At 51.4% G+C, this 25,071-nt stretch carries 19 protein-coding genes; 15 read left to right on the top strand and 4 right to left on the bottom strand.

What is annotated here, in order from left to right; translation table 11 throughout:
• Nucleotides 1–152 precede the first annotated feature (152 nt).
• From BLQ82_RS28130 to BLQ82_RS28180, 11 genes are all read left to right on the top strand, one after another.
• Nucleotides 153–1,100 carry an ArsR/SmtB family transcription factor gene (locus tag BLQ82_RS28130; RefSeq protein WP_062520435.1) on the top strand — a complete coding sequence of 316 codons (948 nt, stop codon included), beginning with the start codon at nucleotides 153–155 and terminating at the stop codon, nucleotides 1,098–1,100.
• A 171-nt stretch (nucleotides 1,101–1,271) separates the two neighbouring features.
• Entirely contained in the window at nucleotides 1,272–2,633 is a 1,362-nt protein-coding gene (locus tag BLQ82_RS28135; RefSeq protein WP_062520437.1) for an ABC transporter substrate-binding protein, read from the top strand.
• 78 nt (nucleotides 2,634–2,711) lie between these two features.
• Entirely contained in the window at nucleotides 2,712–3,605 is an 894-nt protein-coding gene (locus BLQ82_RS28140; RefSeq protein WP_062520439.1) for a carbohydrate ABC transporter permease, read from the top strand.
• On the top strand, nucleotides 3,602–4,408 hold the full coding sequence (locus BLQ82_RS28145; RefSeq protein WP_062520441.1) for a carbohydrate ABC transporter permease: 807 nt from the start codon (nucleotides 3,602–3,604) through the stop codon (nucleotides 4,406–4,408). Before BLQ82_RS28140 ends, BLQ82_RS28145 begins: the two co-directional genes overlap by 4 nt.
• A gap of 57 nt (nucleotides 4,409–4,465) precedes the next feature.
• Nucleotides 4,466–6,226: a glycoside hydrolase family 2 protein gene (locus BLQ82_RS28150; RefSeq protein ID WP_062520443.1), complete on the top strand. Its 1,761-nt coding sequence runs from the start codon at nucleotides 4,466–4,468 to the stop codon at nucleotides 6,224–6,226.
• 319 nt (nucleotides 6,227–6,545) lie between these two features.
• Entirely contained in the window at nucleotides 6,546–8,141 is a 1,596-nt protein-coding gene (locus BLQ82_RS28155; RefSeq protein ID WP_062520445.1) for a response regulator, read from the top strand.
• Between the two features lie 27 nt (nucleotides 8,142–8,168).
• Nucleotides 8,169–9,917: a cache domain-containing sensor histidine kinase gene (locus BLQ82_RS28160; RefSeq protein ID WP_062520446.1), complete on the top strand. Its 1,749-nt coding sequence runs from the start codon at nucleotides 8,169–8,171 to the stop codon at nucleotides 9,915–9,917.
• Between the two features lie 100 nt (nucleotides 9,918–10,017).
• Nucleotides 10,018–11,334: an ABC transporter substrate-binding protein gene (locus tag BLQ82_RS28165; protein WP_062520448.1), complete on the top strand. Its 1,317-nt coding sequence runs from the start codon at nucleotides 10,018–10,020 to the stop codon at nucleotides 11,332–11,334.
• A 650-nt stretch (nucleotides 11,335–11,984) separates the two neighbouring features.
• Nucleotides 11,985–13,340 (top strand): ABC transporter substrate-binding protein, encoded by a 1,356-nt coding sequence (locus BLQ82_RS28170; RefSeq protein WP_062520450.1) that lies wholly within the window; start codon nucleotides 11,985–11,987, stop codon nucleotides 13,338–13,340.
• 84 nt (nucleotides 13,341–13,424) lie between these two features.
• Nucleotides 13,425–14,357 carry a carbohydrate ABC transporter permease gene (locus BLQ82_RS28175; RefSeq protein WP_062520453.1) on the top strand — a complete coding sequence of 311 codons (933 nt, stop codon included), beginning with the start codon at nucleotides 13,425–13,427 and terminating at the stop codon, nucleotides 14,355–14,357.
• 1 nt (nucleotide 14,358) lies between these two features.
• Nucleotides 14,359–15,195 carry a carbohydrate ABC transporter permease gene (locus BLQ82_RS28180; protein WP_062520454.1) on the top strand — a complete coding sequence of 279 codons (837 nt, stop codon included), beginning with the start codon at nucleotides 14,359–14,361 and terminating at the stop codon, nucleotides 15,193–15,195.
• 161 nt (nucleotides 15,196–15,356) lie between these two features.
• On the opposite strand, the gene BLQ82_RS28185 is transcribed toward BLQ82_RS28180, so the two are convergent.
• Nucleotides 15,357–16,274: a helix-turn-helix domain-containing protein gene (locus BLQ82_RS28185; protein WP_062520456.1), complete on the bottom strand. Its 918-nt coding sequence runs from the start codon at nucleotides 16,272–16,274 to the stop codon at nucleotides 15,357–15,359.
• 174 nt (nucleotides 16,275–16,448) lie between these two features.
• Here BLQ82_RS28185 and BLQ82_RS28190 point away from each other — a divergent pair, with 174 nt between their 5' ends.
• A complete protein-coding gene (locus tag BLQ82_RS28190; RefSeq protein WP_062520458.1) occupies nucleotides 16,449–18,572 on the top strand; it encodes a glycoside hydrolase family 52 protein in 2,124 nt (707 codons plus the stop codon).
• A 550-nt stretch (nucleotides 18,573–19,122) separates the two neighbouring features.
• Here BLQ82_RS28190 and BLQ82_RS32225 read toward each other — a convergent pair.
• On the bottom strand, nucleotides 19,123–19,485 hold the full coding sequence (locus BLQ82_RS32225) for a hypothetical protein (protein WP_157243756.1): 363 nt from the start codon (nucleotides 19,483–19,485) through the stop codon (nucleotides 19,123–19,125).
• 582 nt (nucleotides 19,486–20,067) lie between these two features.
• On the opposite strand from BLQ82_RS32225, the gene BLQ82_RS32885 reads away from it, so the two are divergent.
• A complete protein-coding gene (locus BLQ82_RS32885; protein ID WP_062520460.1) occupies nucleotides 20,068–20,646 on the top strand; it encodes a PadR family transcriptional regulator in 579 nt (192 codons plus the stop codon).
• A gap of 16 nt (nucleotides 20,647–20,662) precedes the next feature.
• Nucleotides 20,663–21,022, top strand: coding sequence for a DUF4180 domain-containing protein (locus BLQ82_RS32890; protein WP_062520462.1), 360 nt, complete (start codon nucleotides 20,663–20,665; stop codon nucleotides 21,020–21,022).
• 311 nt (nucleotides 21,023–21,333) lie between these two features.
• Here the strand turns inward: BLQ82_RS32890 and BLQ82_RS28210 are convergent, their stop codons facing one another.
• The gene (locus BLQ82_RS28210; protein WP_062520463.1) at nucleotides 21,334–22,440 is read right to left on the bottom strand and encodes a glycoside hydrolase family 88 protein; all 1,107 of its coding nucleotides are present in this window, start codon (nucleotides 22,438–22,440) and stop codon (nucleotides 21,334–21,336) included.
• Nucleotides 22,441–22,689: 249 nt separating this feature from the next.
• Here BLQ82_RS28210 and BLQ82_RS28215 point away from each other — a divergent pair, with 249 nt between their 5' ends.
• Nucleotides 22,690–24,132, top strand: a complete 1,443-nt coding sequence (locus BLQ82_RS28215) for a glycosyl hydrolase family 28 protein (RefSeq protein WP_062520465.1) — start codon at nucleotides 22,690–22,692, stop codon at nucleotides 24,130–24,132.
• A 5-nt stretch (nucleotides 24,133–24,137) separates the two neighbouring features.
• Here BLQ82_RS28215 and BLQ82_RS28220 read toward each other — a convergent pair whose 3' ends face one another.
• A complete protein-coding gene (locus tag BLQ82_RS28220) occupies nucleotides 24,138–24,995 on the bottom strand; it encodes an AraC family transcriptional regulator (protein ID WP_062520467.1) in 858 nt (285 codons plus the stop codon).
• Between the last annotated feature and the right edge of the window lie 76 nt (nucleotides 24,996–25,071).

Genomic DNA, 25,071 nt, shown 5'->3' on the forward strand with positions numbered 1-25,071 from the left:
TATATTTCTGGTTGTATTGTACCATGAGCATAGGAGCAAGGCCCAGAGGCTGCGGCGCAAGACCGGTTTATTTTCTGGAGAACATTGGTTGATTTTGTGACTCCAAGCACGTACTATTATGGTATTACTTAGGGTTCGAAGGAGTGTGGCCTGTGCTTGAACTAGGTTTTGACGATCCGGAGAAGCTGGTGGCCGTTGCACATGCGTTGTCGACCCGCTCCCGGGTCGATATTCTCCATTTACTGAATTCGCGGAATTTGAACGTAATTGAAATCGCCGAGGCGCTGAAGCTGCCTGTATCGACGGTAGCCAACAATGTGAAGGTGCTGGAAGCGGCGCGGCTGATCAATACGGAGCTGCTGCCTGCTTCCCGCGGGGCGATGAAGGTATGCAGCCGCAATTACGACGATATACATATTGCCCTGAATGAGGAGAAGTCTGTGCGCAAGGGGGCTGTGAGTGTCTATGAAATTGAGGTGCCGATCGGCCATTACAGCGATTGCGATGTATCGCCGACCTGCGGCATGGCTGATGCGGAAGCCATGCTGGTCCGCGAGGATGAACCGGCGGGCTTCTACCATCCCAAGCATGTAGGCGCGCAGATTATCTGGTTCCGCAAAGGATATATCGAATATTTGCTCCCGGTGGAAGTGCCGAAGGGCTCCAGAGTCGAATCGCTGGAGGTGTCGATGGAGATTTGCTCGGAAGCTCCTAATTACGACAACAATTGGCCGTCGGATATATCGGTATGGATCAACGGGGTCGAGATTGGCATGTGGACAAGCCCCGGTGATTTCGGAGGCAGACGGGGCAAACTGAATCCGGCCTGGTGGTGGGATTCCTCTACACAATACGGCCTGCTCAAGACATGGAGGGTCGACAGGGATAAGACAACACTCGATATGGAAAAGGTATCGGATGTAAGCCTGAGCCAGCTTAATCTGACCCAAAGCCCGAAGATCCGGCTGCGCATCGGTGTGAATCCCGAGTCTATTCATCAGGGCGGCGTCAATTTGTTCGGCCGGAGCTTCGGCGACCATGCCCAGGAAATTATGATGAAGCTGAGCTTTACCCGAGACGAAGAAGATCAGAACCATTAGTACAGTTAATCTGTAACTAATGGTTTTTTTCATGCTCATTATTACTAAAAATCGATATGAAAGCGTTGACATTAAGATTATATCTCCTTATAATCGTCATTAGATACAAAATACATGTAATAAAACAAATAAATTGTTTTGTATCTAGAATACAATAAAGGGGAGACAGGAATGAAGAAAAGAAACACCGGTTTTCTGGCCTTAGCTTTCATACTCTCATCTTCGCTGGTACTCGGCGCTTGCGGCAGCAATAACAATGCCGGAGGCGCAGCAAACGGCAACACAGGCAGCAGCCCTGCTCCATCTGCGGATAACAGCACAGGGGGAAATACAGGAACTGAAGGCAGCGGTGAAGCCGTCAACCTGTCGTTCTGGACCTTGTTCGACGGCGGCGACGGGGACAACATGCAGAAGCTGGTTGATGAATTCAACAAAAGCCACCCTGATATCAAGGTGAAGAACACGAAGCTCGTCTGGGCGGAATACTACACCAAGCTGATTACCGCCGTAGGGAACGGCAACGGCCCGGACATCGGCATTTCCCACACCTCCCGGCTGCCGGATCTGATCAACCAGGGAGTTGTAACCGATCTGGACGCAGTGGCCGGAGAAGCAGGCGTCGACTGGGCGACTTTTAATCAGAATCTGCTGGATGCAACGGTTGTGGACGGCAAACATTATGCCGTGCCGATTGATACCCATCCTTTTATTATGTACTACAACAAAAAACTGCTGAAGGAAGCGGGGCTGCTGGGCGATGACGGTAAACCGGTGCTTGAGCAGTCCGCAGACGGTTTGCTGGCCTTTTTGAAGACATTGAAGGAGAAGCTTCCGGCCAAAACGACCCCGTTTGCCCTTTCCAATTCGAATGACGATCCTTACCGCTTGTGGTGGGCGCTGTATTCACAGCTTGGCGGCAATGATCTGGTATCCGATGATCTGAAGAAAGCCGAAATCGACAAGGCGAAAGGCATCCAGGCGGCTGAATATATTCAGAAGCTGTTCACTGAAGGCTATATCAAGAAAAATGATCCTGACTTCTACAAAAACTTCCAGAGCGGCACTGCGGCGATCATGATGACCGGCGTTTGGGCCACCGGAACCTGGGAAGCGACGAAGGGGCTGGAGTTCGGAGCGATGCCGATTCCCAAGCTGTTCGGCCAGGAAGCGACCTGGGGCGATTCCCACACGATTATTTTGCCGCTGACTAAGTCCGAAGACCCGGCCAAACGAAAAGCCGCATTGATTTTTGCCGACTATGTAGCCGAGAACGGGCAGATTTGGGCAAAAGCAGGCCATATTCCCTCCAAACCATCGGTTCTGGAGAAGCCGGAATACAAAGACATGCCTTACCGCAGCGATTATGCCGCTGTTGCCGGTACGGTGAAATTCAACAAACCGTCGACTAAGAACTGGCAGATCCGTGATAATGTCTCCTTCAAAATCCTCAATGAAGTATGGGCTAATAAAATGAAGCCGGCTGAAGCCATGGACAAAATGGAGGCAGGCGTGCAGAAAGAGCTGGATAAATAGCCATGCAGGCGGCAATGCACAGGTCTTATGGCGGTGATTCTCGCGGCCTGTGCGCCGTTTTGGGGAGAGGTGACCTGAATGAAGATGAAAAAATGGAGGGCGGATGCGCAGGCGCTGCTGTTCCTGCTTCCCTTTCTGATTGTATATGGCCTGTTCACCATCTGGCCGATGTTCAAGGGCGTGGAAATGACTTTTTACAAATGGACCCTGATCCGCAAAATGGATTTCCTGGGCTGGGACAATTACAGCAAGGTGCTGCAGGACCGGGAGGTATGGGAAGCGCTTGGGCATTCGCTTATCTTTGTCGTGCTGACTACACCGACTATGCTTGTGCTGTCTATTTCACTGGCGCTGATTGCCAACCGGAAGTCCGTGCTGCAAAAGTTTTACCGCAGTATTTTCTTCATCCCCAGTGTGCTGTCCGTCGCGGTAGCTTCCTATTTGGGCTTGTTCGTATTCCAGCCGTATACCGGACTGGTGAATTCCGTACTCCATTTAATTCATCTGCTTCCCGGGGGTACGGAAATATTTTGGCTGACGGAAACCCGTCTCGCCTGGATTGCCATTACGCTGATCACCCTCTGGTGGACAGTAGGCTTCAACTTTATTCTGCATTTATCCGCGATTCAGGAAATTCCGGACGAAATTTACGAGGCGGCCCGCCTTGACGGAGCGGGGGACCGGCAGATGTTCTGGCGGATTACACTTCCCTATCTGGCTCCGATTACGAAGACGATTACCATGCTGCAGATTATCGCATCGTTCAAGGTGTTCATGCAGATTTATATTGTGACCGGCGGCGGACCGCTCGATTCGACCCGGCCGATTATCCAGCTGATCTATCAGACCGGCTTCAAGAGCAATGATCTGGGCTATGCAGCGACCATGTCCTACCTGCTGTTCGTGATTCTGCTGGTGCTGTCGGCGCTGCAATATTGGATGAATAACCGCAAAGGAGCGGAACTGTCATGAAATGGGTCTACCGTTTGGTTTCATTATTCATAGCCGTGCTGTTCGCGGGGCCGCTGGTGTGGATGCTATTCGTATCGGTCAAAGAAGAAGGCATGAAGATCATCACGGTGATGGACTGGTTCACTCCGCCCTATTCATTGGCGGTGTATCAGGAAATCCTTAGCGGCACCAAGCTGACGAACTGGATCGGGAACAGCCTGCTTGTTGCTGTTTTTGTGACAGTGCTGACCGTAGCTGCTGCAGCATTGGCCGGGTTTGCCTTATCCAAAATCCCCTTCCGTTACCGCACACTGATGTTTTTTGTGGTGCTGGCCGGGCTGCTGATTCCCGGTGAAGCAACGATTATTCCGCTGTACCAGGTGGCGAAGGATATGAATCTGCTGAATTCCTATCAGGGGTTAATTATTCCGGCGCTGGCTTCCCCTGTAGCGGTCATTGTGCTGAAAAGCTTTTTTGACGGCATCCCGAACGACCTGCTGGAGAGTGTACAGATCGACGGGGGCGGCAGCTGGCGGATCTTCATGCGCATCATGCTGCCGCTCTGCCGCCCGGCGCTGGCCTCTATGGCTATTCTGACCTTCATCGGTTCATGGAACAATTTCCTCTGGCCGTTTCTGTCCATCACCGACGACAACCTGTTCACACTGCCGATGGGCATTCCGACCCTGATCAGCCAGTACTCCGAGGATTACGTCAAGCCGATGGTCGTCAACGCGATTGCTTCGATCCCGATCATTGTGCTGTTCGTTATTTTTGAACGCCAGATTGTCAAAGGGATCAGCATGTCGGGGATTAAAGGTTGACCATTGTGATAAGAACAGATTTTAACTAAAGACATGGAGAGGACAGGTATAAGTTCAATGACGACAAAATCTTATATTCCCAATTACCCCAGACCACAGTTTGTGCGCAAGGAATGGCTTGATTTAGATGGAGAATGGAATTTCAGCTTTGATGATGCCAATCGCGGAGAGGCGGAAGGATGGTATGCCGCGTTCCCGGAGGCCCGGAAGATTACGGTTCCCTTCACTTATGAAACGGCCGCCAGCGGGATCGGTATTGAGGAATTTCACCCCAATGTCTGGTATGAGCGGACACTGGAGCTTCCTGCGGAGAACGCCGGGAAGCGGGCGATTCTGCATTTCCAGGGTGTGGATTACCGGGCAAAATGCTGGGTGAACGGCTCCTATGTCGGCCTGCATGAAGGAGGATATGCCGCCTTTTCTTTTGACATTACCCCGTTTGTGACGTTTGGTGCCGCCAACCGGATTGTGCTCAAAGCCGAGGACAGCATGGACCGCACACAGCCCCGGGGCAAGCAGCGCTGGATCTCTGACAGTTTTGAATGCTTCTATGTGCAGACGACCGGGATATGGAAATCCGTCTGGCTGGAATGCGTAAGCGAAACACGGATCGATTCTGTGAAAATGACACCGGATGTTGACCGGCATATGATCCGCTTCGATTTCCGCATGGCAGGCCTCACGGAGGGGCCGGAGCTTACACTCGATACGCTGATTTCCCTGAAAGGGCAGCAGGTGAAGCGGTTCAGTGTGGGCATTGACCGTGATCTGGTGAGCCTTGAGATGGATGTGCTGCATGAGGCTGCAGGGCCTTGGCTGCAATGCCTGTGGTCGCCGGAGGCGCCAAATCTGTTTGACGTTGAACTTACGCTGCTTCGCGGTGAGGAAAGCGTAGACCATGTGTATTCATATTTCGGTATGCGTAAAATCTCCATTGACAACGGCCAGATTCTGCTTAACAACAGGCCGTTATACCAGCGTCTGATTCTGGATCAGGGGTACTGGACCGGCAGCCATTTGACACCGCCGGATGAGCAGGCACTAATTGATGACATTGATTGGATTGCGGAAATGGGCTACAACGGCCTGCGCAAGCACATGAAAATTGAGGATGCCCGTTTTCTGTATTGGTGCGATGTGAAGGGGATGCTGGTGTGGTCGGAAATGGCCGCTACCTATGAATTCAATGATCTTGCCGTCGAACGCTTCACCCGGGAGTGGCTGGAGGTTGTGCCGCAGCAGTATAATCATCCTTGCATCATCACCTGGGTTCCATTCAATGAATCGTGGGGAATTTCCGCCATTGCCAAGGATGTCAGACAGCAGAAATTCACGGAGGGCATCTATCATCTGACCAAAGCGATCGACCCTTACCGTCCGGTCGTGACGAACGACGGCTGGGAGCATACCGTTTCGGATATTCTGACCCTGCATGATTATGTAGAAGCCGGAGAACAATTTCTGGCCACTTATGCCGACCAAAATTCCATCGTTAATAATAGGGTCTCCTTCAATAACTACAAATTTGCCTGGGCTGAAGGATATGCCTACAAAGGACAGCCGGTCATCATCAGCGAGTTCGGCGGCATTGCCTTCCAGACGGACAGCGGCTGGGGGTATGGAAACCAGGTGAAGACCGAGCAGGATTTCCTGGAGCGCTTCCAGGCGATTACTGCGGCGATCAAAGCAACGCCATACATCAGCGGCTACTGCTATACCCAGGTAAGCGATGTGCAGCAGGAAGTAAACGGCCTTCTGACAGAAGACCGCAAGCCAAAGGTTCCGCTCAGCAAGATCCGCGAGATTAATCTGGGTTAGATTTGAGGGATTGTCCCAAATAAGACGGTTTCAGTTCGTAAGTTGAATTGGAGCCGTTTTTTTGTTTGCCGGGGGAGTACAGAATTCTAAAAAAACTGCTATTCAACCTTAAAAAGCTTCATCCTTGCCCCGGGTCTGGCATGATACAGTAAAGTAGGAAACCCCTAATCCATAAGACAAAATGGCAAATCTTGCGCAATTGTGTGCTGTAGACAAAGATGAGGCAAGGTCTGATATGATAGAATTGCGGGCAACAGGCAACAGCCTCCTTTTGAACAGATACTAAACAGATACTAGACAGACATACGGAGGGATAGCGATGAACAGAAGCATCCGGGTGCTACTGGCCGATGATGAACCGGTTATCCTGCGCGGACTGAAGAAGCTGATTTCCTGGGATACGCTCGGCTTGGATATTGTAGGAGAAGCAAAGGACGGGATCGAGCTGAAGGCGATGATTGACACCTGCACGCCTGATCTGGTCATCAGCGATATCAGCATGCCGGGCTTCAGCGGTATTGATATTATTCGGGACATCCATGAGTCGGGGCGTCCGGTCAAGGTTGTTTTTATAAGCGCTTACCAGGAGTTTTCATATGCCCGGCAGGCGGTACAATACGGGGCACTGGACTACATTGTGAAACCTGTGAACACAGGCCAGCTGGAGCAGGTGGTGGGACGGGCCGCGGCGGTGATCCGCCAGGAGTCTGAAGAAGAGCGCAACAAGGAAATGCTCAAATCCTATGAACGCAAAAATCATTCCATTACTGTAGAGGAGCTCCTTGAGCTCTTGACCGACGGCAACAAAGGAGCGGCATCCACGCTGGCCCGGATGGGAAACATAGCGATAACCCGTTATGCCAGCGTATGTGTCCTGGAAATGGATGAATATAGCGGCCAGGCCTCACGCTGGGAGGAGCGGGAACGCAAGCTGGTGGAATTTGCCCTGTCCAATATTATCAAAGAAACCGTGGAGGCTGGGGGCAACGGCTATGTTTTCCGCAAAGGGGAGCGTTTCGCAGTATTGCTTCAGCATGAGCAGGAAATGGAACCGGAGCGGATGATGCTGGATCTCCATCACAAAATCAACAGTTACCTGAAGCTCCAGGTCTCGATTGGCATCGGGCGGCCGGTAAGCGGAATGGAGGAAGCCGGCGAATCCTACCGCAGCGCATTGAAAGCGCTCAAAACCCGCTATTTTACCGGGCTTAACCGGGTGCTGCGGGAAGCGGGTAATCAGGAGACAACTGTGGCGGTATCCGAATGGGCGGCGGCTCAAGCAGCACTTACAGAAGCGCTCAAATCACTGGACAAGGAGCAGGTGCCTGTCCTGGCGGCCAGGCTGCTGGAAACGGTCCGGCTTTTGTCCGGAAACCGCAGGAACCAGGCGGTCACCCATGTGTACAATTCCATCCTTCAGCTGGAGCAGGAGCTTGCCGGCTTTGGCGTGGATGCCGGGCTGGTGGACCCGGAAGATCTGCCGCTGCTGGAAAAGCTGGAGGATGCCCCGACCTTTGACGCATTGAAGCAGCAGTTTGAAGACGTGCTGAAGCGGCTCGCTGACCAGCTGGCCTGTAAGTTGAACGGCAAGGAGATGCCCCAACTGCTGCAGGTGAAGGCTTTTGTCGAAGAGCATTATGCAGAGAATATTACTCTGGAGTCGATGGCCGCTCTGGTCTATATGAATCCCTACTATTTCAGCAGCTTTTTCAAAAAGCATACCGGACAGAATTTTAAAAACTATGTTACCCAAACCAGAATGGATCATGCGCTGCGGCTGCTGCTGCAAACCGATCTGATGGTCTACGAGATTGCGGAACGCGTCGGCTACAATAATGCCCGGCATTTCAGCGATATGTTCAAGAAACATTTCGGCAAGCTGCCCCAGGAGTATAAACAATCGGTGAAGCAGTAGCAGCTTATCAGAGAAAAGGGGGGGTTCGTGCTGATCTGGGGGCGGAGATCCAAAAGTATTTTTGTCAAATTCTCGGCATCATTTCTGCTGGTGGGACTGATTCCCCTGCTGGCGCTCAGCCTCTTCTCCGTGAAGACCTTCTCCAGCTATGTGGAGCGGTATACCACCAGCAATCTCCAGCAAATGGTGCTGTATATGAGCTATAATCTGAACTCGGCGTTCAACCAGTACAATGAAGTCTCCAAGCTGATGTATACCGGGCGTTATGAAGGCTTTATTGACAGCTATAAGCAGGACCAGACCGCCAACGTCAATGAGCTGGAGCAGATCAACACCATTCCGATTGATTCTTTTCTAAAAACAGTGCTGTTCAGCGACCCGTATATTTCAAGCGCCGTGTTTGTCCGCCAGTCCGACGGCAAGCTGTATTCCCAGGAAAAAGAAAACAGATCGCTGGATACGAATTCGTTTCCCGCAGCCGAATGGCTGGAGACTATGGCTCCCAATCCGTCCGCAGTAGCTATCTTTCCTACACATACCGACCAGTATTTCTTCCGCTCGAGCAGAAAGGTGTTCACGATTGGACGCAGCCTGATTGATACCTCTGGAAAAGTAACCCAAGAACCCAAGGTGGTAGGCACGCTGTTTCTGGATATTGATATTTCGTTGTTGGAACAATTTTTCAGGGAGCTGAGCCTGGGTGACAAGGATGAGCTGTATCTTCTGGATGGGGAAGGCAAGGTCTACTTCAGCAATCAGAATCTGCCGGAAGGGTCGGTTGCAGCCGCCGTTCAGACAAACCGGGAGATGATCGAGCTTAGCGAGGATATTCCGTTTCTGAATGGCAGGGTGGTTGCGCGGATTCACCGCGGCAGTCTGTTCGAGCAGCTGTTATCGGCCAGAGCGGCTGTCTACATTGCCATTATGATCTGTGCTTTTGTGATGATTGTGATGGGGGCGTGGTTCTCCAGGCGTCTGGCGGCGCCGATCCGCGAAATAATCAAGCAGATGGCCGTTGTGGAGTCCGGCAAGCTGGATACCCAGTTGTCTGTGAACACGAATGATGAAATGGGCAGGCTCGCCCACGGGTTCAACCGGATGGTGGAACGGCTTCAGATCTATATCGACGAGGCTTATGTAGCGCAAATCAAGCAAAAGCAGACGGAGCTGAACGCGCTGAAGAGCCAGATCCGGCCGCATTATTTGTATAATACGCTTGAAGTGATCCGGATGAACGCTGTGGATAAGGAAGCTGGAGAGGTTGCAGATATGATCCTTGCCTTGTCCAACGAACTGAAATATGTCATTGATTATGGTGAGGACCGGGCAAGCATCCGCAGCGAGCTGGAGCATTTGCAGAATTATTTCTATATTATATCTGTCCGTTTCGAGAACCGTTATGAGCTTGTTCTGGATATTGCCCCGGAGGTTCAGATGGATTGGCCGATCCTGAAGCTCTCGCTCCAGCCGATTGTAGAGAATGCCGTTCAGCATGGACTCCGTCTGCAGGGAAAGGGAACAGTAGGGATTACCATGGAAAAGAAAGACCGGGTGCTTGCGATCACCATTTATGATGATGGCGTCGGCATGAGCCGGGAAGCTCTGGCGAGGATTACCCAAACACTGGAAGATCCCGAAGCGCCCAGCAAAAATGTGGGTCTAAAAAACGTGCATGAGCGGATACGCTCGACGTTTGGAGAAGACTATGGGCTGTCCATCAACAGCCGGGAGCATGTCGGAACCTCAATTACACTGTTATTCCCGATAATAGACTGAACACCCGGCGTATACAAGATACCGCCGTCAGTTGGACGAATAGAAGAAGGCCGTCTATCCGGCGTTATATCACAAGATTAGTAGGAGGTAACAGCTAGAGATGCAGAGGAAACAATGGATGCGGCTGCAGGCAGTGCCGCTGGCGGCTATACTCCTCCTCACTGCTTGCAGGGGCCACGGTACAGGAAATTCTCTTGTCACATCAGGCGGAGCAGCAGAGCCTAAGAAAGAAGTGCATTTCAGCATCGCATATGCTGCGGGAGACCCGGCCACCAAGCAGGCCATCGCGGCCACCATTGAAGCCTTCATGCAAGCCCATCCGGATATTATCATTCAGGACAGCAGTGAGCTGTCCTCCAGCGCATATCTGGATTGGCTGAAGCTCAAGGATGCGGTAGGCGAGTTTCCTGACCTGGTGGAAATCCGGGATACCGATGCGTTTGCCAGTGCAGGAAAAATCGTAGAGCTGCCCTCCGGGCTGCTGGAACTGTTCGACAATCTGCCGCAGGTGAACGGCAAGGTGTGGAACGCTCCTCTGTTCGTAAGTGCGCCGCAAGGAATCATATACAGTAAACAAGCATACGCCCGTGCGGGAATCACCCGGCTCCCGCAAACCTATGGCGAATTCCTGGACATACAGAAGAAATTGAAGGCCGTGGGGATGACACCTCTGGTGGTTGGAGCCAAGGATATTTTTCACTTGGGCTTCTGGGTGAACAAGTTCCTGATCGATGAAGTCTATGACAAGGACCCGGACTGGAACGCCAAACGCACAGCGAAGCAGGTCAGCTTCACCGATCATAATGTGGTTCAGGCGATGACAAATTTCAAGGAGCTGTTCCAAACTGACGTTAACGAAGGCTGGTTGAGCACCAATGATAACCAGACCGCCTCTATGCTTACATCAGGCAAGGCTGCCCAGCTCTATTCGGGAACATGGATGTTCTCGCAGATTGAGGAAGCTGATCCCGGTTTTGAGTATGGCTTCTATGCCCTGCCTGACCGCAGCGGCAAACGGAATGTAGTCGGTCTGCCTTCGCCAACCGGCTGGTCGCTCTCTGCGGAAGCCGCCAAGGATACGGAGAAAACGGAAGCGATTAAGGAATTCATCCGCTTTTTCTTTGCGCCTGAACCGTACTCGAAATTTCTGGCCGGGATCAATGGCCTTCCCTCCACGAAGGAGAAGATAACCTATGATACGGGGGAGCAGATGCAGGAAGCCCTGAAACTGATGGCCGACCCGGATGTGACCAAATCGCTGATGATCAACAACTGGTGGGGGGATAATCTGATTCCGCCGGATTTCCGCAACTGGTTTTATAAACTGCTGGAGGAGATGATCCTTACTGACGGAGATGTCACCGAATATATGAACCGGGCAGACCGGGAATATGACCGCCAGGTGCAGGACAATTAGCTGTGACAGAGAAGGTTGGGGCAGAACCGGATAGCAATAACTGCATATGAACTCAGACGGGGGATCTATGATCCTCCTTTTTTTGTTTTGTAGGAAACTATGATTACTTCTGCAGGTGGGGATAATATACTTTGGACGAATTTGAAACGAACAACGGCAGAAATCCCTTGTTGGGGCGCCGAAGACCGAATTCTGAGGGGGAGCCGGTCTAAATATCCTATTTCCATCTAGACAATTACTTACCGGTTTCTTCGCAAGTGCTAGTTGGAAAAAAGGAACTTATTTTTCCGAAAATTAAGAAATCCTGAGGGTTAAGTGGAAAAAGTAAACCTAATAGAGCCACTTTTCTTGAACAATGGCGAAAAGAGCAGAATTAGTGTCCCTTTTTCCACTTCATCTGCCCGAGGATAAGGTACTCCGGAAAATTAGTTAACCTTTTTCCACTTAAAAAGTTGCCGTAGGATTCCTCTTAAATTTACCGCATACGCGGCTTAAAAAAGTTCATTCTAACGAAAGTTTAGGAATGCTATTCTTGTAGCAAGGAAACGCTTACGAACGATGATGCGCACATCGAGCCCCGGTTTCCGGCCCATTAAACAAGACTAAGCCAATACACTTTCGAACCAGAACTTATAGGGGGTTACTCTCATATGCAAAAGAAAACAATGACTAAGCTGTCGGTGCTGCTCCTGGCGGCCACAACAGTCTTATCGGCTTGCGGAAGCAACAATAACAACAGCAAAGCTGGCAATACCGGCGGAAATACGGCTGCCTCACAATCACCGGATGCCGCTGCCACGGATGCCAAGAAAGAAGTGAGCTTCTCGATCGGGTATGCAGCCGGCGACCCTGCCACCAAAAAAGCCATCGCAGCTACCGTAGAAGCGTTCATGAAAGTAAGTCCCAATGTGAAGATCAAAGATATCAGCGAAACAACTTCATCGGCGTATCTGGATTGGCTGAAGACCAAGGACGCTGTAGGCGAATTTCCGGATCTGGTGGAGATGCGTGATACCGAGGTTTTTGCCGACGCCGGTAAAATTGTTGAACTGCCAAGCGATCTGCTGGAGCTTTTTAAGGACCCGCCTCAGGTTAAGGGCAAAGTGTGGAACGCACCCATGTCCGTAAATGTGCCGCAAGGCATTATTTACAGCAAAAAGGCTTATGCCGATGCCGGAATCACCGAGCTTCCCAAAACCTATGATGAATTCATTACCATCCAGGACAAGCTGAAGACAAGCGGGATTACACCAATCGTGGTCGGCGGCAAGGATATTTTCCATATGGGCTTCTGGGTGAACAAGTTCCTGATTGATGATGTCTATACCAAAGATCCGGACTGGAACTCCAAGCGCACTGCCAAAACCGTCAGCTTCACAGATCCCAATGTCGTTCAAGCCATGACGGATTTCAAGGACCTGTTCACCAATTATGTCGATAAAGGCTGGCTCAGCACAGGAGACAATCAGACAGCCTCCATTCTCGTATCCGGCAAAGCGGCCCAGCTGTTCTCTGGAACCTGGATGTTCTCACAGATTAAGGAGGCTGACCCGAATTTTGAATTTGGCTTCTATGCCGTTCCTGACCGTGAAGGTAAAGTCAATGTTATCGGTCTGCCGTCACCGGCCGGATGGTCGCTGTCCGCTGAGGCTGCTAAGGACGCCGGCAAAACACAGGCCATTAAAGATTTCATCCGTTTCTTCTTTGCACCTGAGCAGTATGCCGCTTACCTGGCCAGCATCAATGCCATTCCGTCCACAAAAGAAAAGGTGATCTATGAAACCGGCGAGCAAATGCAAGCAGCCCTGGACCTGATTGCCGATCCTAACGTAACCAAGTCGCTGGCGATTAACAACTGGTGGGGGGACAATCTGATTCCGCCGCAGTTCCGTAACTGGTATTACAAGCTGCTGCAGGATTTGGTTGTGAAAAACGGCGATGTAGCCGGCTACATGAAGCAGGCGGACACGGAATACGACGCCCAGGTCAAAGCCAACGCACAATAAACAGATCATGGTCCGGCGGGGAGCAGCTGCGCAGCAAAGGCGGCGGGCCCCTCTGGCGGAACACCTCCGGGAGGGAGAGCAATCATGGCTACAGCAGTAACAAGAATAGACAAGCCGCTAACGGCAGCCATACCAAAGAAAAAGAAGAAGTGGCAGTCCTATGCACTGTTGTTTATACTACCATCATTTTTAATATATACCCTGTTTGTTATCGTTCCTACGGCAGGAAGCATCTATTTGAGCTTTACTTCATGGGACGGCATCAGTGAGGATGTCCGGTATATCGGCTTCGCCAATTTTGTGGAGATCTGGCAAAGTCCCCGGGTTCATAACGCGTTGAAGAACACACTGGTCATGACGGTCAGCCTGGTGCTGCTGGAAAATATTGCGGCCATAATGCTGGCTGTGCTGGTGGATAAGGTCCGCTGGTTCCGCAATTTGTTCAGAAGTATTTTTTATTTCCCCACACTCCTCAGCGGTATTGTTATGGGGTTTGTCTGGGCCATGATTCTGAACTACAATTTCGGTGTGTTTAATCAGATTCTGGATGCCATCGGACTGGGAAGCTGGGTGGTCGACTGGCTCGGCAATCCGAAGTATGCGATGATTTCGATTATTTTGTCTACGGTCTGGAAGGGCGCGGGCTATTACATGATCATCTATCTGGCAGGGCTGCAGGGCATTCCCGCCGAGCTGAATGAAGCGGCAAGCATTGACGGAGCCAGCGGATTTCAGCAGTTCCGCCATATAACCTTCCCGCTGCTCGCCGGTTCGATGACAGTATGTCTGGTCCTCTCGATGATCAGCGCACTGAAGATTTTTGACCAGATCGCGGTGATGACCGATGGAGGTCCGGGCTTCGAGACGGAGACATTAACCTATATTATTTATAAGGTAGGCTTTGGTGAACTTAGGCAGGGCTTTGGTACGGCACTTGCCATGGTGCTGTTCCTGATCATCATGCTTATCACGGTCATCCAAGTGAAATTCCTCCGGAAACGGGAGGTGCAGATGTAATATGACGCTACAAGCCAAAAAAAGATGGGGAGAAATTGCCCTGCTTGCCATAACGGTTCTGCTGGCGATTATTTTCTTTTTCCCGATTTTCTTCAACCTGATGTCGGCCTTTAAAAGCAATGCGGAAATCATGAAGGATGCAATTGCCTTTCCGAAAGGATTGTATCTGGACAGCTTCAAGTACCTGCTGACGGAAACGGATTTCCCCAGAGCCATTGTGAACAGCCTGATTCTGACGCTCGTTTCGATCGTGGCCCAGGTGCTGATTATTCCAATGGCGGGTTATGCGATTGAACGCAGGGATACCCGGTGGACGAAGATGGTGTTCCTGTATTTCCTGGCAGGGATGATGATTCCTTTTCAGGCGTATATGATTCCGTTATTCAAAGAACTCCGGATGTTCGGTTTGTACGGAAGCCTGGCCGGTCCGATCCTGGTCTATGTCGCCGGTGCGGTCGGCTTCGGCTGTCTGCTCTATACGAGCTTTGTCAAAGGAATTCCGAAGGAGATCGAGGAGGCGGCGGAGATTGACGGCTGCAGCCGGTACGGGATCTTCTGGAAAATCGTCTTTCCGCTGCTGGGACCGGTTACGGCAAGTATGGTCGTGCTGAACGGCCTCGGGATCTGGAATGACTTCCTGATGCCGATGCTGGTGCTGCCTTCCGGCGAGCCGAAGACCATGGTCGTGGAAATCTACCGGTATATCGGAGAATTTTCCTCCCGCTGGGATATGATCTTTGCCGGAACTGCAATGTCAGTGGTACCTGTCCTGATCGTGTTCATAGCTCTGCAAAAGTATTTTGTCAAAGGGATAGCTTCGGGAGCTACCAAGGGGTAAGCTATCATACAATCAAAGGGTCAGGCAAGCCATTGTTAAAACAGTGGCTTGCCTGACCCTTATTTGCGTGCTGCGGCGTAGTATCGTGCTCATATAAGCAGCCGGATTCAGCTCTCCGCTTGTCCATGACAACCGCCGTGGTGCCGTCCACATCTTGTGAACTATTTGGACTCTGCTGTCAACTGGCGGTAAGCCATGGGCGGCAGGCCGGTCCAGCGCTTGAACTGCTTGCTGAAATGGGAGACATCGCGGTAGCCGAGCCGGTGGGCAATGGCCTCGACGGACAGGCTGTTGTCCAGCAGCATCAGCTTCGCGTGGCGGATAATCAGCCCGGACAGGTATTGTCTGGGCGACATTCCGTAGATGTGCCGGAATGCCCGGTTGCAGTGGTTCGGGCTGTAGCCCAGCCGTGCGGCAATGTCCTCAATGCCGCCGCCTCTGCTGCCGGTTGCTGCAGCTGTAAAGACCGATTCCTGCAGCAATCCTTCCACTGCATTTGCGAGAGCAACGGTATTCTCTGTAATCCCCGGCTGCGCGCTGCGCGTGGCCACAGGGGTCTCGGACAGCACCCATGCGCTAAGTGCAGCGAACAGCTGCAGGGAGGCATTCAGCCTTACCAGCCGGTTCCGCTGAGCATCTTCAGCCTCCGTGAGAATCGCCGTGCGGATCATCACATCCAGCGCTGAGCGGATCGCCAGCAGTACCGACGATTCGCCGCTGAGACTGACGGCATCCATCGTCAGGAGCGCGCGCCGCAGCGACAGATCATCGATATCAAAATGCAGGCAATAATAGGTCATGTCCCCCGCAGAATCAGCTCCAAAACTGGCATGTCTGACTCCGGGTCGGATGAACAGGATGTCCCCGCATTCCTGCACATAGGATTGCCCGCCTACAGTCATGTGCTGCCTTCCCTGCAGTACGAGGTTGATTTCGAACATCGGATGGGTATGCTCGGGGTATTGCCACTGCGCGTTGACTTTGCGCCAATGGGCTGCGTAGATGTGGAAAGCCGCTTGCAGATCCGGGGACATGCGGCCGTCCAAAGAATGTTCAATACCGGGAAAATTCACGTTCATGGGTATCCTCTTTTTCACTGGAATATATGGATTGATTATAGCATAGCCGGATTCATTCGTTCGATTTGCCCAAATAATAGGCGGCTTTGAACCTGTCACGGGAGCAGGGGGATAGCTAACATAGAGATAGAGTCCGGTAATACCGGAGAATAGCTGGAGGGAGTGCTTTAAGTTATGCCGAAGAATCAATTTTTCAATGCCCATCATTCACCGATTGGAGCGTTTGCGAGTTTTACCCTGGGCTTCAAAGGAGCCGCAGGCGGCTTCGATCTGGAAGGCGGCAAGCCGCCCAGACACAACATATTTATCGGCCTTGCCCGGGAGGACGGCAATGGCTATGATACTCTGCCTTTTCATGAGCAGGGCGGGGATGATGAAAGCAAGCGCTACGATATTGAAAACCCCGATCCCAATCCCGACAAGCCAAGAATTCTCCATCCATTCGCGGATGAAGAGATTACCCGTGATTTCAGCCTCAGCATAGACAGCTGGTCGGCGGGGGATTTAACCTTCCGCATTTATTCACCGGTAAGGGCCGTTCCCGATCCGGAAACTTCCTCAGCGGAGGAATTGAAGCAGATCCTGCTCCCGGCACTACTGGTGGAGCTGGAAGTGGATAATAGCGCAAGCCCATCGGCCAGACGCGCCTTTTTCGGCTTCCAGGGCAATGATCCCTACAGCGCGATGAGACGGCTGGATGATATGCAGTCCGGGCTAACCGGAGTAGGCCAGGGCAGATTTCTGGCCATCGCCGCAGAGCAGGGGACCGGCGTGAAATCGGCACTGCATTTCACAATGGAAGACATCCTGCTGGCTGAGCTGGAGGAGAACTGGACCTTTGGTCTGGGCCAGGTAGGCGCGCAAGTGATGGAGGTGCCGCCGGGTGTGAAGCAATGCTACCGTTTCGCTGTCTGCTTCCACCGTTCCGGCTTTGTAACCACCGGGATGGATGCATCCTACTACTATAACCGTTATTTCAGCAATGTGGAGTCTGTTGCGGAGTATGCTTTGGCACACTTTGAGGAGATTAAGCAGCAGGCCGTACAAGCCAATGCCATGCTGGAGGGTTCAGGGCTCAGCGAAGACCAGACCTTCATGCTTGCCCATGCGATCCGCAGCTATTACGGTTCTACCCAATTGCTGGATTACAATCATAAACCGTTCTGGACTGTGAACGAAGGCGAATACCGCATGATGAATACCTTCGACCTTACGGTCGATCAGCTGTTCTATGAGCTGCGGATGAATCCATGGACCGTGCGCAATGAGCTGGATATGTTCGTGGAGCGGTACAGCTATACAGATACCGTCCGCTTCCCTGGCGACAAGACGGAATATCCCGGCGGCATCAGCTTTACTCATGATATGGGAGTGGCTAATGCAGTGTCGCGTTCCGGCTACTCGGCATATGAGATGTACGGCATTGACGGCTGCTTTTCACATATGACCCATGAACAGCTTGTTAACTGGGTGCTTAGCAGCGCGGTGTATCTGGAGCATACGGGGGACCGTTCCTGGATGGAACGGAATCTGGGCGTGCTAGAAGACTGCCTCACCAGCATGGTCAACCGCGACCATCCTGAACCCGGACAGCGCAACGGGGTCATGGGTCTGGACAGCTCGCGCACAATGGGCGGGGCGGAGATCACAACCTACGACAGTTTGGATGTATCGCTGGGACAGGCCCGGAACAACATTTACCTCGCGGGAAAATGCTGGGCGGCTTACCTTGCGATGGAAAAGATCTTCCGCGAGGCAGGAAAGCCGGAGCTGTCCGGTACCGCCGGGGATCAGGCTGAACGCTGCGCCGCAACGATTGTGGCAAGTGTTACGGAGGACGGCTACATTCCGGCAGTGATCGGCGAAGGCAATAACTCGAAGATCATTCCGGCCATCGAAGGCCTGGTATTCCCATACTTTACCGGCTGCAGAGAAGCACTGGAGCGGGATGGACGTTTCGCAGAATACATTGCTGCACTGGAACGGCACCTGCAGGCGGTGCTCGTCAAGGGAGTCTGCCTGTTCGAAGACGGCGGCTGGAAAATCTCCTCGACCAGCAACAACAGCTGGTTGAGCAAAGTCTACCTCAGCCAGTTCATCGCCCGCCAGATTCTGGGCCTGAAGTGGACAGAGAGCGGTAGTGAAGCGGACCGGGCGCATGTGGAGTGGCTTACGCATCCGGAGCTGTCAGTCTGGAGCTGGAGCGACCAGATCATCTCCGGTGAAATCACGGGCAGCAAATATTATCCGCGCGGGGTCACAGCCATTTTGTGGCTGGATGAGCATAATTATAGTTGAATTTGTGGGACGGGATGAGCGATAACTATAGTTGAATTCGTAGGACTGGATGAGCGATAACTAAAGTTAAATTCGTAGGACTGGATGAGCGATAACTACAGTTGAATTGGTAGGACTGGATGAGCGATAACTACAGTTGAATTGGTAGGACTGGATGAGTGATAACTATAGTTGAATTCGTAGGACTGGATGAGCGATAACTACAGTTGAAATCGAAGGCATTGTTTTGATTAGATGACACATACATTTATCTGAAAGGGGAGCAGCAGGAAAGTAGGGTGAATTTAGTTTCACTATGCCACTTGGGCGTACTTCCCGGTGCAAGCAGGTAACCTAACCCCAACAATTAAAGCGGCAGCGCTATCCTGTGAAGGATGGTGCGGCCGTTTTGTTCAAATATAATTTATATGCTTCGCGCTATAAACTATCCTTCTATTTCTCGCTGAAACGGGTACCGTCCTTATAAGGACGGCGTAGCCGTTTCCACTTGTTGTTTGGGAAATTATGTGTTTTTCTGTTCTGGGTATGGTTGTGAGGGGATAAGGTTTTTTTAGTTTGGTTCGTCTGAAGGACGAATTTGGACCGGAATGCCGGGTTGCCGGAAAATAACGGCAGAAATACCGTTGTTGTAGCGCCGAAGTCTGGTTTGCCTGGAAACAACGGCAGAAATACCGTTGTTGGAGCGCCGAAGGCTGGTTTTTCGGGAAACAACGGCAGAAATACCGTTGTTGGAGCGCCGAAGGCTGGTTTGCCTGGAAATAACGGCAGAAATACCGTTGTTAGAGCGCCCCGGGCTGGTTTGTCTGGAAGACAACGGTAGAAATACCGTTATTAGAGCGCCGAAGGCTGGTTTGCCCTTTTCTTGGAAGCTATAAAGTTGAGGGAGCGACGGGTCTAGATCTTCTTTTTCCAACTAGCGCTTGCTCAACGGCTGCTTCGCAAGCGCTAGTTGGAAAAAGGGAACTTATTTTTCCGGAAATTCAAAAATAATGAGATTCAAATGGAAAAAGTGAACTTAATTAGGTTATATTCCTTGTCTAATGGCGAAATGAGCTGAATTAGTGTCCCTTTTTCCACTTGGAGTTGCCGTAGGAGTCATCTTAATTCGTTCACCAGGAAACGCTAGACTGAAATCCAAGACGGCTGCACTGTCCCGTGGGGGACGGCGCAACCGTTCTGTTCCTGTTGGTTGTAATATATATCTATACATTCATAAATCTGAAACCTGAAGTCTGAAGCTAAAGTCTACAATCTACAATCTACAATCTACAATCTACAATTAAAAAGCAAAAAGCAAAAAGCAAAAAGCAAAAAGCAAAAAGCAAAAAGCAAAAAGCAAAAAGCAAAAAACAAAAAGCAAAAAACAAAAATCAAAAAGCAAAAAACAAAAATCAAAAATCAAAAAACAAAAATCTACACTCTACACTCTACAGTCTACAGTCTACAGTCTAACAAGTCTAAAATCTAAAGTCATTGTCGACTTCCTGGATATCATATGATACAGTTAACATATGATACTGAAGTGGAGGTGGGTCTTATCTCAATCAATCACGCTATTCTGGGACTGCTGAGCCATAAGCCGATGACCGGGTATGATCTCAAAAAGCTCATACAGGAATCCTCATTCCTGTATTGGTCCGGCAATAACAATCAAATCTACAAAGCGCTATTGGAGCTGCTGAATGCGGGTTTTGTAACCAATGAGGTCCTGCACCAGGACAGCTCGCCCTCCAAAAAAATTTATACCGTCACATCCGCCGGCCTCGACGAGCTGCGGAAGTGGGTGCTTACTCCACCGGAGCCGCCGGAGTTCAAGAAGACTTTTCTTATCCAGCTTGCTTGGGCGGATCTGCTGAACCCGGATGAATTGAACGCGCTGCTGGCGGGATATGAGCAGGAAGTGCGCACACAGTTATTGCTTCTGAAAGGCCAGGCTGGCAGCGATCATTATGTAAACGAAGGGAATGCGAAAGGGATCACGCTATGGAAGCTGATTCACAGCAATCTGATTTCAACCTATAACAATGAATTGACCTGGCTTGCGGAATTGCGTCATGAGCTGGGGCTAACTTGAGCAGGAGGTAATGGATATGAAGATGGAATCAATTCAAAAAGAAGGGCAGGGCTATATTCTCTGCCACCCTGATGGTCAGCCACTGCGCACAGAGCAGGACGTGCTCGATCTTATCTCGGTGTGCTTTGAGCATAACAGCTATAAGCTGCTGCTCCACGAAGGAACGCTTTCCGACGAATTTTATAATCTCAGAACAGGCCTGGCAGGAACAGCGCTGCAGAAATTGATCAACTATCACATCAAGGCTGCGGCCGTAATCCGCACGGAGGAGACCACTCAAGGCAGATTCAAAGAACTGCTGACCGAATTGAACAAAGGCGAGAACTTCCGGGTGTTCGGCAGTGAGGCATTGGCATTGGCTTGGCTGCTGGGATAGAGATGAAAGTGGAGAATCTACTGCCCTATAAAATTTAGGCTAAAAAAAGCATAGAAGAGGCAAGCCACTCCCGATACCAAAGCCGCTACCGAGGCGGATGCGGTTACGAATCTTTTAGAAATTAGTCCGGAATTCGTAGAATTCCACTATAAACGCAACAGTTTACCGGGGGATTTATTACATAGTGAGCGGCCTCCCAGCTTAACATGAAGACCAATCGCCTTGCCCTCCATTTCGGGGACAAGGCGATTGCTGTGTCTACAGCTGCAAGCTTCCGGATGAATGCTGCTCATTCAGGAGCAGAACCTGAACTAGAATATCCGGTGCTTCCACCCGTTCAGCTTCGCAACTGCTTCAATATAATAGTAGTCTGCGTAAATCAGCGAGACTTCGATGAAGGAGTCCCCGCTGCCTGTACCTTTGGTGAGGACCGCTTCATGCTCCGGTTGGTCCCAGGTAGCATAATTCTCAGTCAGGGAGCGAAGGATGCGTTCTGCGGCATTGGCGTACAGGCTTTTTTCGCCCAGCGGGACAACATCGGCTAGCTCCAGCAGGCCTGAAGCGGCGATCGCTGCAGCCGAGCTGTCCTTGTACTTGCGCCCGTCATTTCCGGTACGGAAATCCCAATAGGGAACCTGATCGTCCGGCAGGGCAGCGATGAAGTAATGGGCAATCCGCTTGGCGGTATTCAAGAAGCGTTCATCCCCGGTATGGCGGTGCGTATTGACGAATCCGTACAGACCCCAAGCGGCTCCGCGGCTCCAGCAGGATTCCGGCGAATAACCCTGTCCGCCGAAGTTCTCAATATAGGCGCCGGTTTCGGCATCGAAGGAAAGGATATGCTTCGTGGAGCCATCCTCGCGGACACCGTACTGCATGGCAGTTTCCGCATGGCTGACCGCAATATGCTTGTAGCGAGGATCACCGGTAACCTTGCTGGCCCAGAAGAGCAGCGAGATATTCAGCATGCAGTCGATGATGACCCAGCCATATTTGTCTTCATTCCAGGCGCGGATGAATTTGCCTGCTGGATTATAACGGGCGGCCAGGAAGTTGGCGGCCTCAATCCCTCTGCGCAGCCCGTCCTCGTCGCCAGTCAGCGTATGCTTGATGACGGCCGTAGGCAGAAACTGAAAACCCACATCATGATGCAGCTCCACCGTCGGTTTAACGAACCATTCCTCCAGAGTTGCGTCCCAATGCCAGGCCGCTTCCTTATATAGTTCTTTTCCGGTCATGTCATGCATGATCCAGAGAAGGCCGGGCCAGAAGCCGGTGGTCCACCAGTCGGAAGCCATATCATCATATTTGCCGTCTGCACCGGCATAATGCGGGCATTTGCCGCCGATTTGCGCTGCCATGCGTGTTACCTTCGTATCCAGTCTGTCCATTATTTCCTGCCAATACGCTGTACTCATTGCGGATGCCTCCAATATTTAAGATTGTGTCCTGAGTATATCGTGAAGCCATTGAAGAAAGTTGCAATTTGATATCCCAAAATATCGAAATCTTGTCATCCTTTCTGAAGGAGTTCAGATATCCTGTTGAACAATGGCAGCGCTTTTACCGCGACAAAATATCAACATTTCTGTATAACCCAGCCAAACTACGGAGTGGGAGAGGGCGGTATACTCATCACAGGACATATCCAGGGAGGTTAGTTGAGAATGAATCAGCTGCAGGTGTATGAGGCTCCGAAATATATTCCGGGGCGGGAGGATTACCGGGTTAAGGTAAGAACAGCGGGAGGCCGATGGCAGCCGCTTTTTGTGTATGAGGTTAAAGTTGACATGCATGAGGTGCGTCCGGCGTCGATGGCTTTTTTTGATGTGGAGGGCGAAGCAGAGGTTGAAATTGACTGTCTTTATACTGAGATTGAACATGTGAATATTTCCCCAGCCGCACGCTCAGTAGTCTGTAGTCATGACGGGCGCAAAATCAGCTTCAAGCTGAACGGGCCGCAAAAGCTTTCGGTGGAGATTAACGGCGGCCGTTTCCGGAATCTGCACCTTTTTGCCAATCCCTTGGAGGTTGGGGCACCGCAGCCGGATGGGGCAGGAGTCCATCTGGTTCAGCCGGGCATCCACCGTTCTCCGGATCTCCTCGCATTACTGAAGCGGACGGAAGACCAGGAGACCGGACTGCCGCAAACGCTTTATTTTGCCCCCGGAACCCATTACATAGAAGAAACCGTATTTGCAGTTCCATCCGGAACAGTCATCTATTTGGCTGGCGGTGCGGCCTTTGCCGGTTCTTTGGTTTGTGAACGGGTGGAGGATGTGGAGATTCGTGGCCGGGGTGTGGTGTATTTGGCGGATTTCCACCGGTTTTCCGCTTTTCGCGGGGTGAAGATTGTTTTCTCGCGCCGGATCAGTGTTGAAGGCATTACGGTGATCGATCCGCCGCATTACAGTATTTTTATCGGCCAGTCTACGGATATTACAGTCACGAATTTCAAATCTTTCAGCACACGCGGCTGGAGTGACGGCATAGACATCATGTCCAGCAGTGAGATTGCTATCCGGGATGTATTCATGCGCAATTCAGATGACTGCATCGCCATTTACGGCTCCAGATGGGATTACTCCGGGGACAGCCGCAACATCAGCGTACGCGATTCGGTTCTGTGGGCGGATGTGGCCCACCCGCTTATGATAGGCACACACGGCGATCACCGGCGGGGCGGAGACATCATTGAAAATATCGTGTACGAAAACATTGACATTCTGGAGCATCATGAGCCGCAGGAGAACTATTGGGGAGCGCTGGCGATTAATGCGGGCGACTGCAATACGGTACGGAACGTGCTGTACAGCAACATCCGGGTTGAATGGATCGAGCAGGGACAGCTGTTTGATCTGCGGGTGGTGATGAACAAGGATTACAACCCTGAGCCGGGTACGGGGATTGAAAAAGTGACCTTTCGCAATGTCAGCTTTAGCGGAGGCGGGGTCCATCCTTCGCGGATTTACGGGTACGATGAAGACCGGGGCGTGAACGGGGTGCAATTCATCAACCTGCAGATGGGCGGGGAACTGGTAGAAAATGCGCGCACAGACCTCATTCTGTTGAATACCTATGCGCACAATGTGGTGTTCAAGCGTGAGTAAACGTCTTAATTGTTTTTTCTGTACTTCAGGGGCGTGGTTCCGAGGACTCTTTTGAAGAGCTGGTTGAAGTAGGAGGCGTTCGGAAAACCGACTGCGATGCCGATCTGTTCGACCGGCATATCGGTTGTGCTAAGCAGACGGCAAGCCTGTTTGATCCGCCGGGCCGTAAGGTAGTCCACCAGGCGTCCGCCCGTTTCATGATGAAAGACTCTGGAGACATAGGACTTGGACAAATGTGTCTCGGCGGCAAGCTGCTCCAGCTTAACTTCTTCCTGGTAGTGCTCCTCGATCCAGTTCATAATCTGCTCGGAATAGCGGAGGTTCCGCCGCTCCTCGGGTTGAATAAGGGAGTTCTCCCCGGTTCCGAGACAGCTCAGCAGCTGAAGGAGCAGCATCGTAATATCTTCGGTGTCTTCCTCCATAGCGCTGTTGCGGCACAGGTTGTAATTCTTGTAGATCCAATCAACCGCTGCGGCGCTGCCGCTCAGATCAAAACCGCAATAGGTATTTTCACCCTGCCAAAGAGCGGAGAAGATCGCCTTGCGTTTGGCAAAGCCCGACAGCAGATTCTCGGCGGTGTGCGGATCGATATAAAAAATCGTGCGCACAAAGGGACACTCGCGGGAGACCTCGGAATAAATCCGGTGCAGCTGGTAGGGCTGGAAAAAGAACAGCATCCCGGAGCGGATTTCGTACATCTGCTGGTTCACGACAACATTGCCCTGGCCGCCGTGAACGTACATGACCTCGCAGCACTGGTGCCAATGGTAGTACCCTTTGTAATGATCGTCGGTATATATCTGATAGTCCCAAATCAGCGACTTGCGGTCCGTAAAAATGACAGGTTCGAACAGCTGTTTCATAAGGCCTCCATCATGACAAAATATAAACATTTCCGTATTACCCAGTATAACTTTTTACAGCTGTAACCGCTACAAT

The sequence above is a fragment of the Paenibacillus jilunlii genome, assembly GCF_900102965.1.
GTDB lineage: Bacteria > Bacillota > Bacilli > Paenibacillales > Paenibacillaceae > Paenibacillus_AQ > Paenibacillus_AQ jilunlii.

Excerpts from the sequence above, each read along its gene's own strand:
- BLQ82_RS28220 (WP_062520467.1), bottom strand. The coding sequence starts at position 24,995 with ATGAAACAGCTGTTCGAACCTGTCATTTTTACGGACCGCAAGTCGCTG.
- BLQ82_RS28210 (WP_062520463.1), bottom strand. The coding sequence starts at position 22,440 with ATGAGTACAGCGTATTGGCAGGAAATAATGGACAGACTGGATACGAAG.
- BLQ82_RS32890 (WP_062520462.1), top strand. The coding sequence starts at position 20,663 with ATGAAGATGGAATCAATTCAAAAAGAAGGGCAGGGCTATATTCTCTGC.
- BLQ82_RS28155 (WP_062520445.1), top strand. The coding sequence starts at position 6,546 with ATGAACAGAAGCATCCGGGTGCTACTGGCCGATGATGAACCGGTTATC.
- BLQ82_RS28175 (WP_062520453.1), top strand. The coding sequence starts at position 13,425 with ATGGCTACAGCAGTAACAAGAATAGACAAGCCGCTAACGGCAGCCATA.
- BLQ82_RS28145 (WP_062520441.1), top strand. The coding sequence starts at position 3,602 with ATGAAATGGGTCTACCGTTTGGTTTCATTATTCATAGCCGTGCTGTTC.
- BLQ82_RS28185 (WP_062520456.1), bottom strand. The coding sequence starts at position 16,274 with ATGAACGTGAATTTTCCCGGTATTGAACATTCTTTGGACGGCCGCATG.
- BLQ82_RS28180 (WP_062520454.1), top strand. The coding sequence starts at position 14,359 with ATGACGCTACAAGCCAAAAAAAGATGGGGAGAAATTGCCCTGCTTGCC.
- BLQ82_RS32885 (WP_062520460.1), top strand. The coding sequence starts at position 20,068 with ATGATACAGTTAACATATGATACTGAAGTGGAGGTGGGTCTTATCTCA.
- BLQ82_RS28150 (WP_062520443.1), top strand. The coding sequence starts at position 4,466 with ATGACGACAAAATCTTATATTCCCAATTACCCCAGACCACAGTTTGTG.
- BLQ82_RS28215 (WP_062520465.1), top strand. The coding sequence starts at position 22,690 with ATGAATCAGCTGCAGGTGTATGAGGCTCCGAAATATATTCCGGGGCGG.
- BLQ82_RS28165 (WP_062520448.1), top strand. The coding sequence starts at position 10,018 with ATGCAGAGGAAACAATGGATGCGGCTGCAGGCAGTGCCGCTGGCGGCT.
- BLQ82_RS28190 (WP_062520458.1), top strand. The coding sequence starts at position 16,449 with ATGCCGAAGAATCAATTTTTCAATGCCCATCATTCACCGATTGGAGCG.
- BLQ82_RS28135 (WP_062520437.1), top strand. The coding sequence starts at position 1,272 with ATGAAGAAAAGAAACACCGGTTTTCTGGCCTTAGCTTTCATACTCTCA.
- BLQ82_RS28170 (WP_062520450.1), top strand. The coding sequence starts at position 11,985 with ATGCAAAAGAAAACAATGACTAAGCTGTCGGTGCTGCTCCTGGCGGCC.
- BLQ82_RS28140 (WP_062520439.1), top strand. The coding sequence starts at position 2,712 with ATGAAGATGAAAAAATGGAGGGCGGATGCGCAGGCGCTGCTGTTCCTG.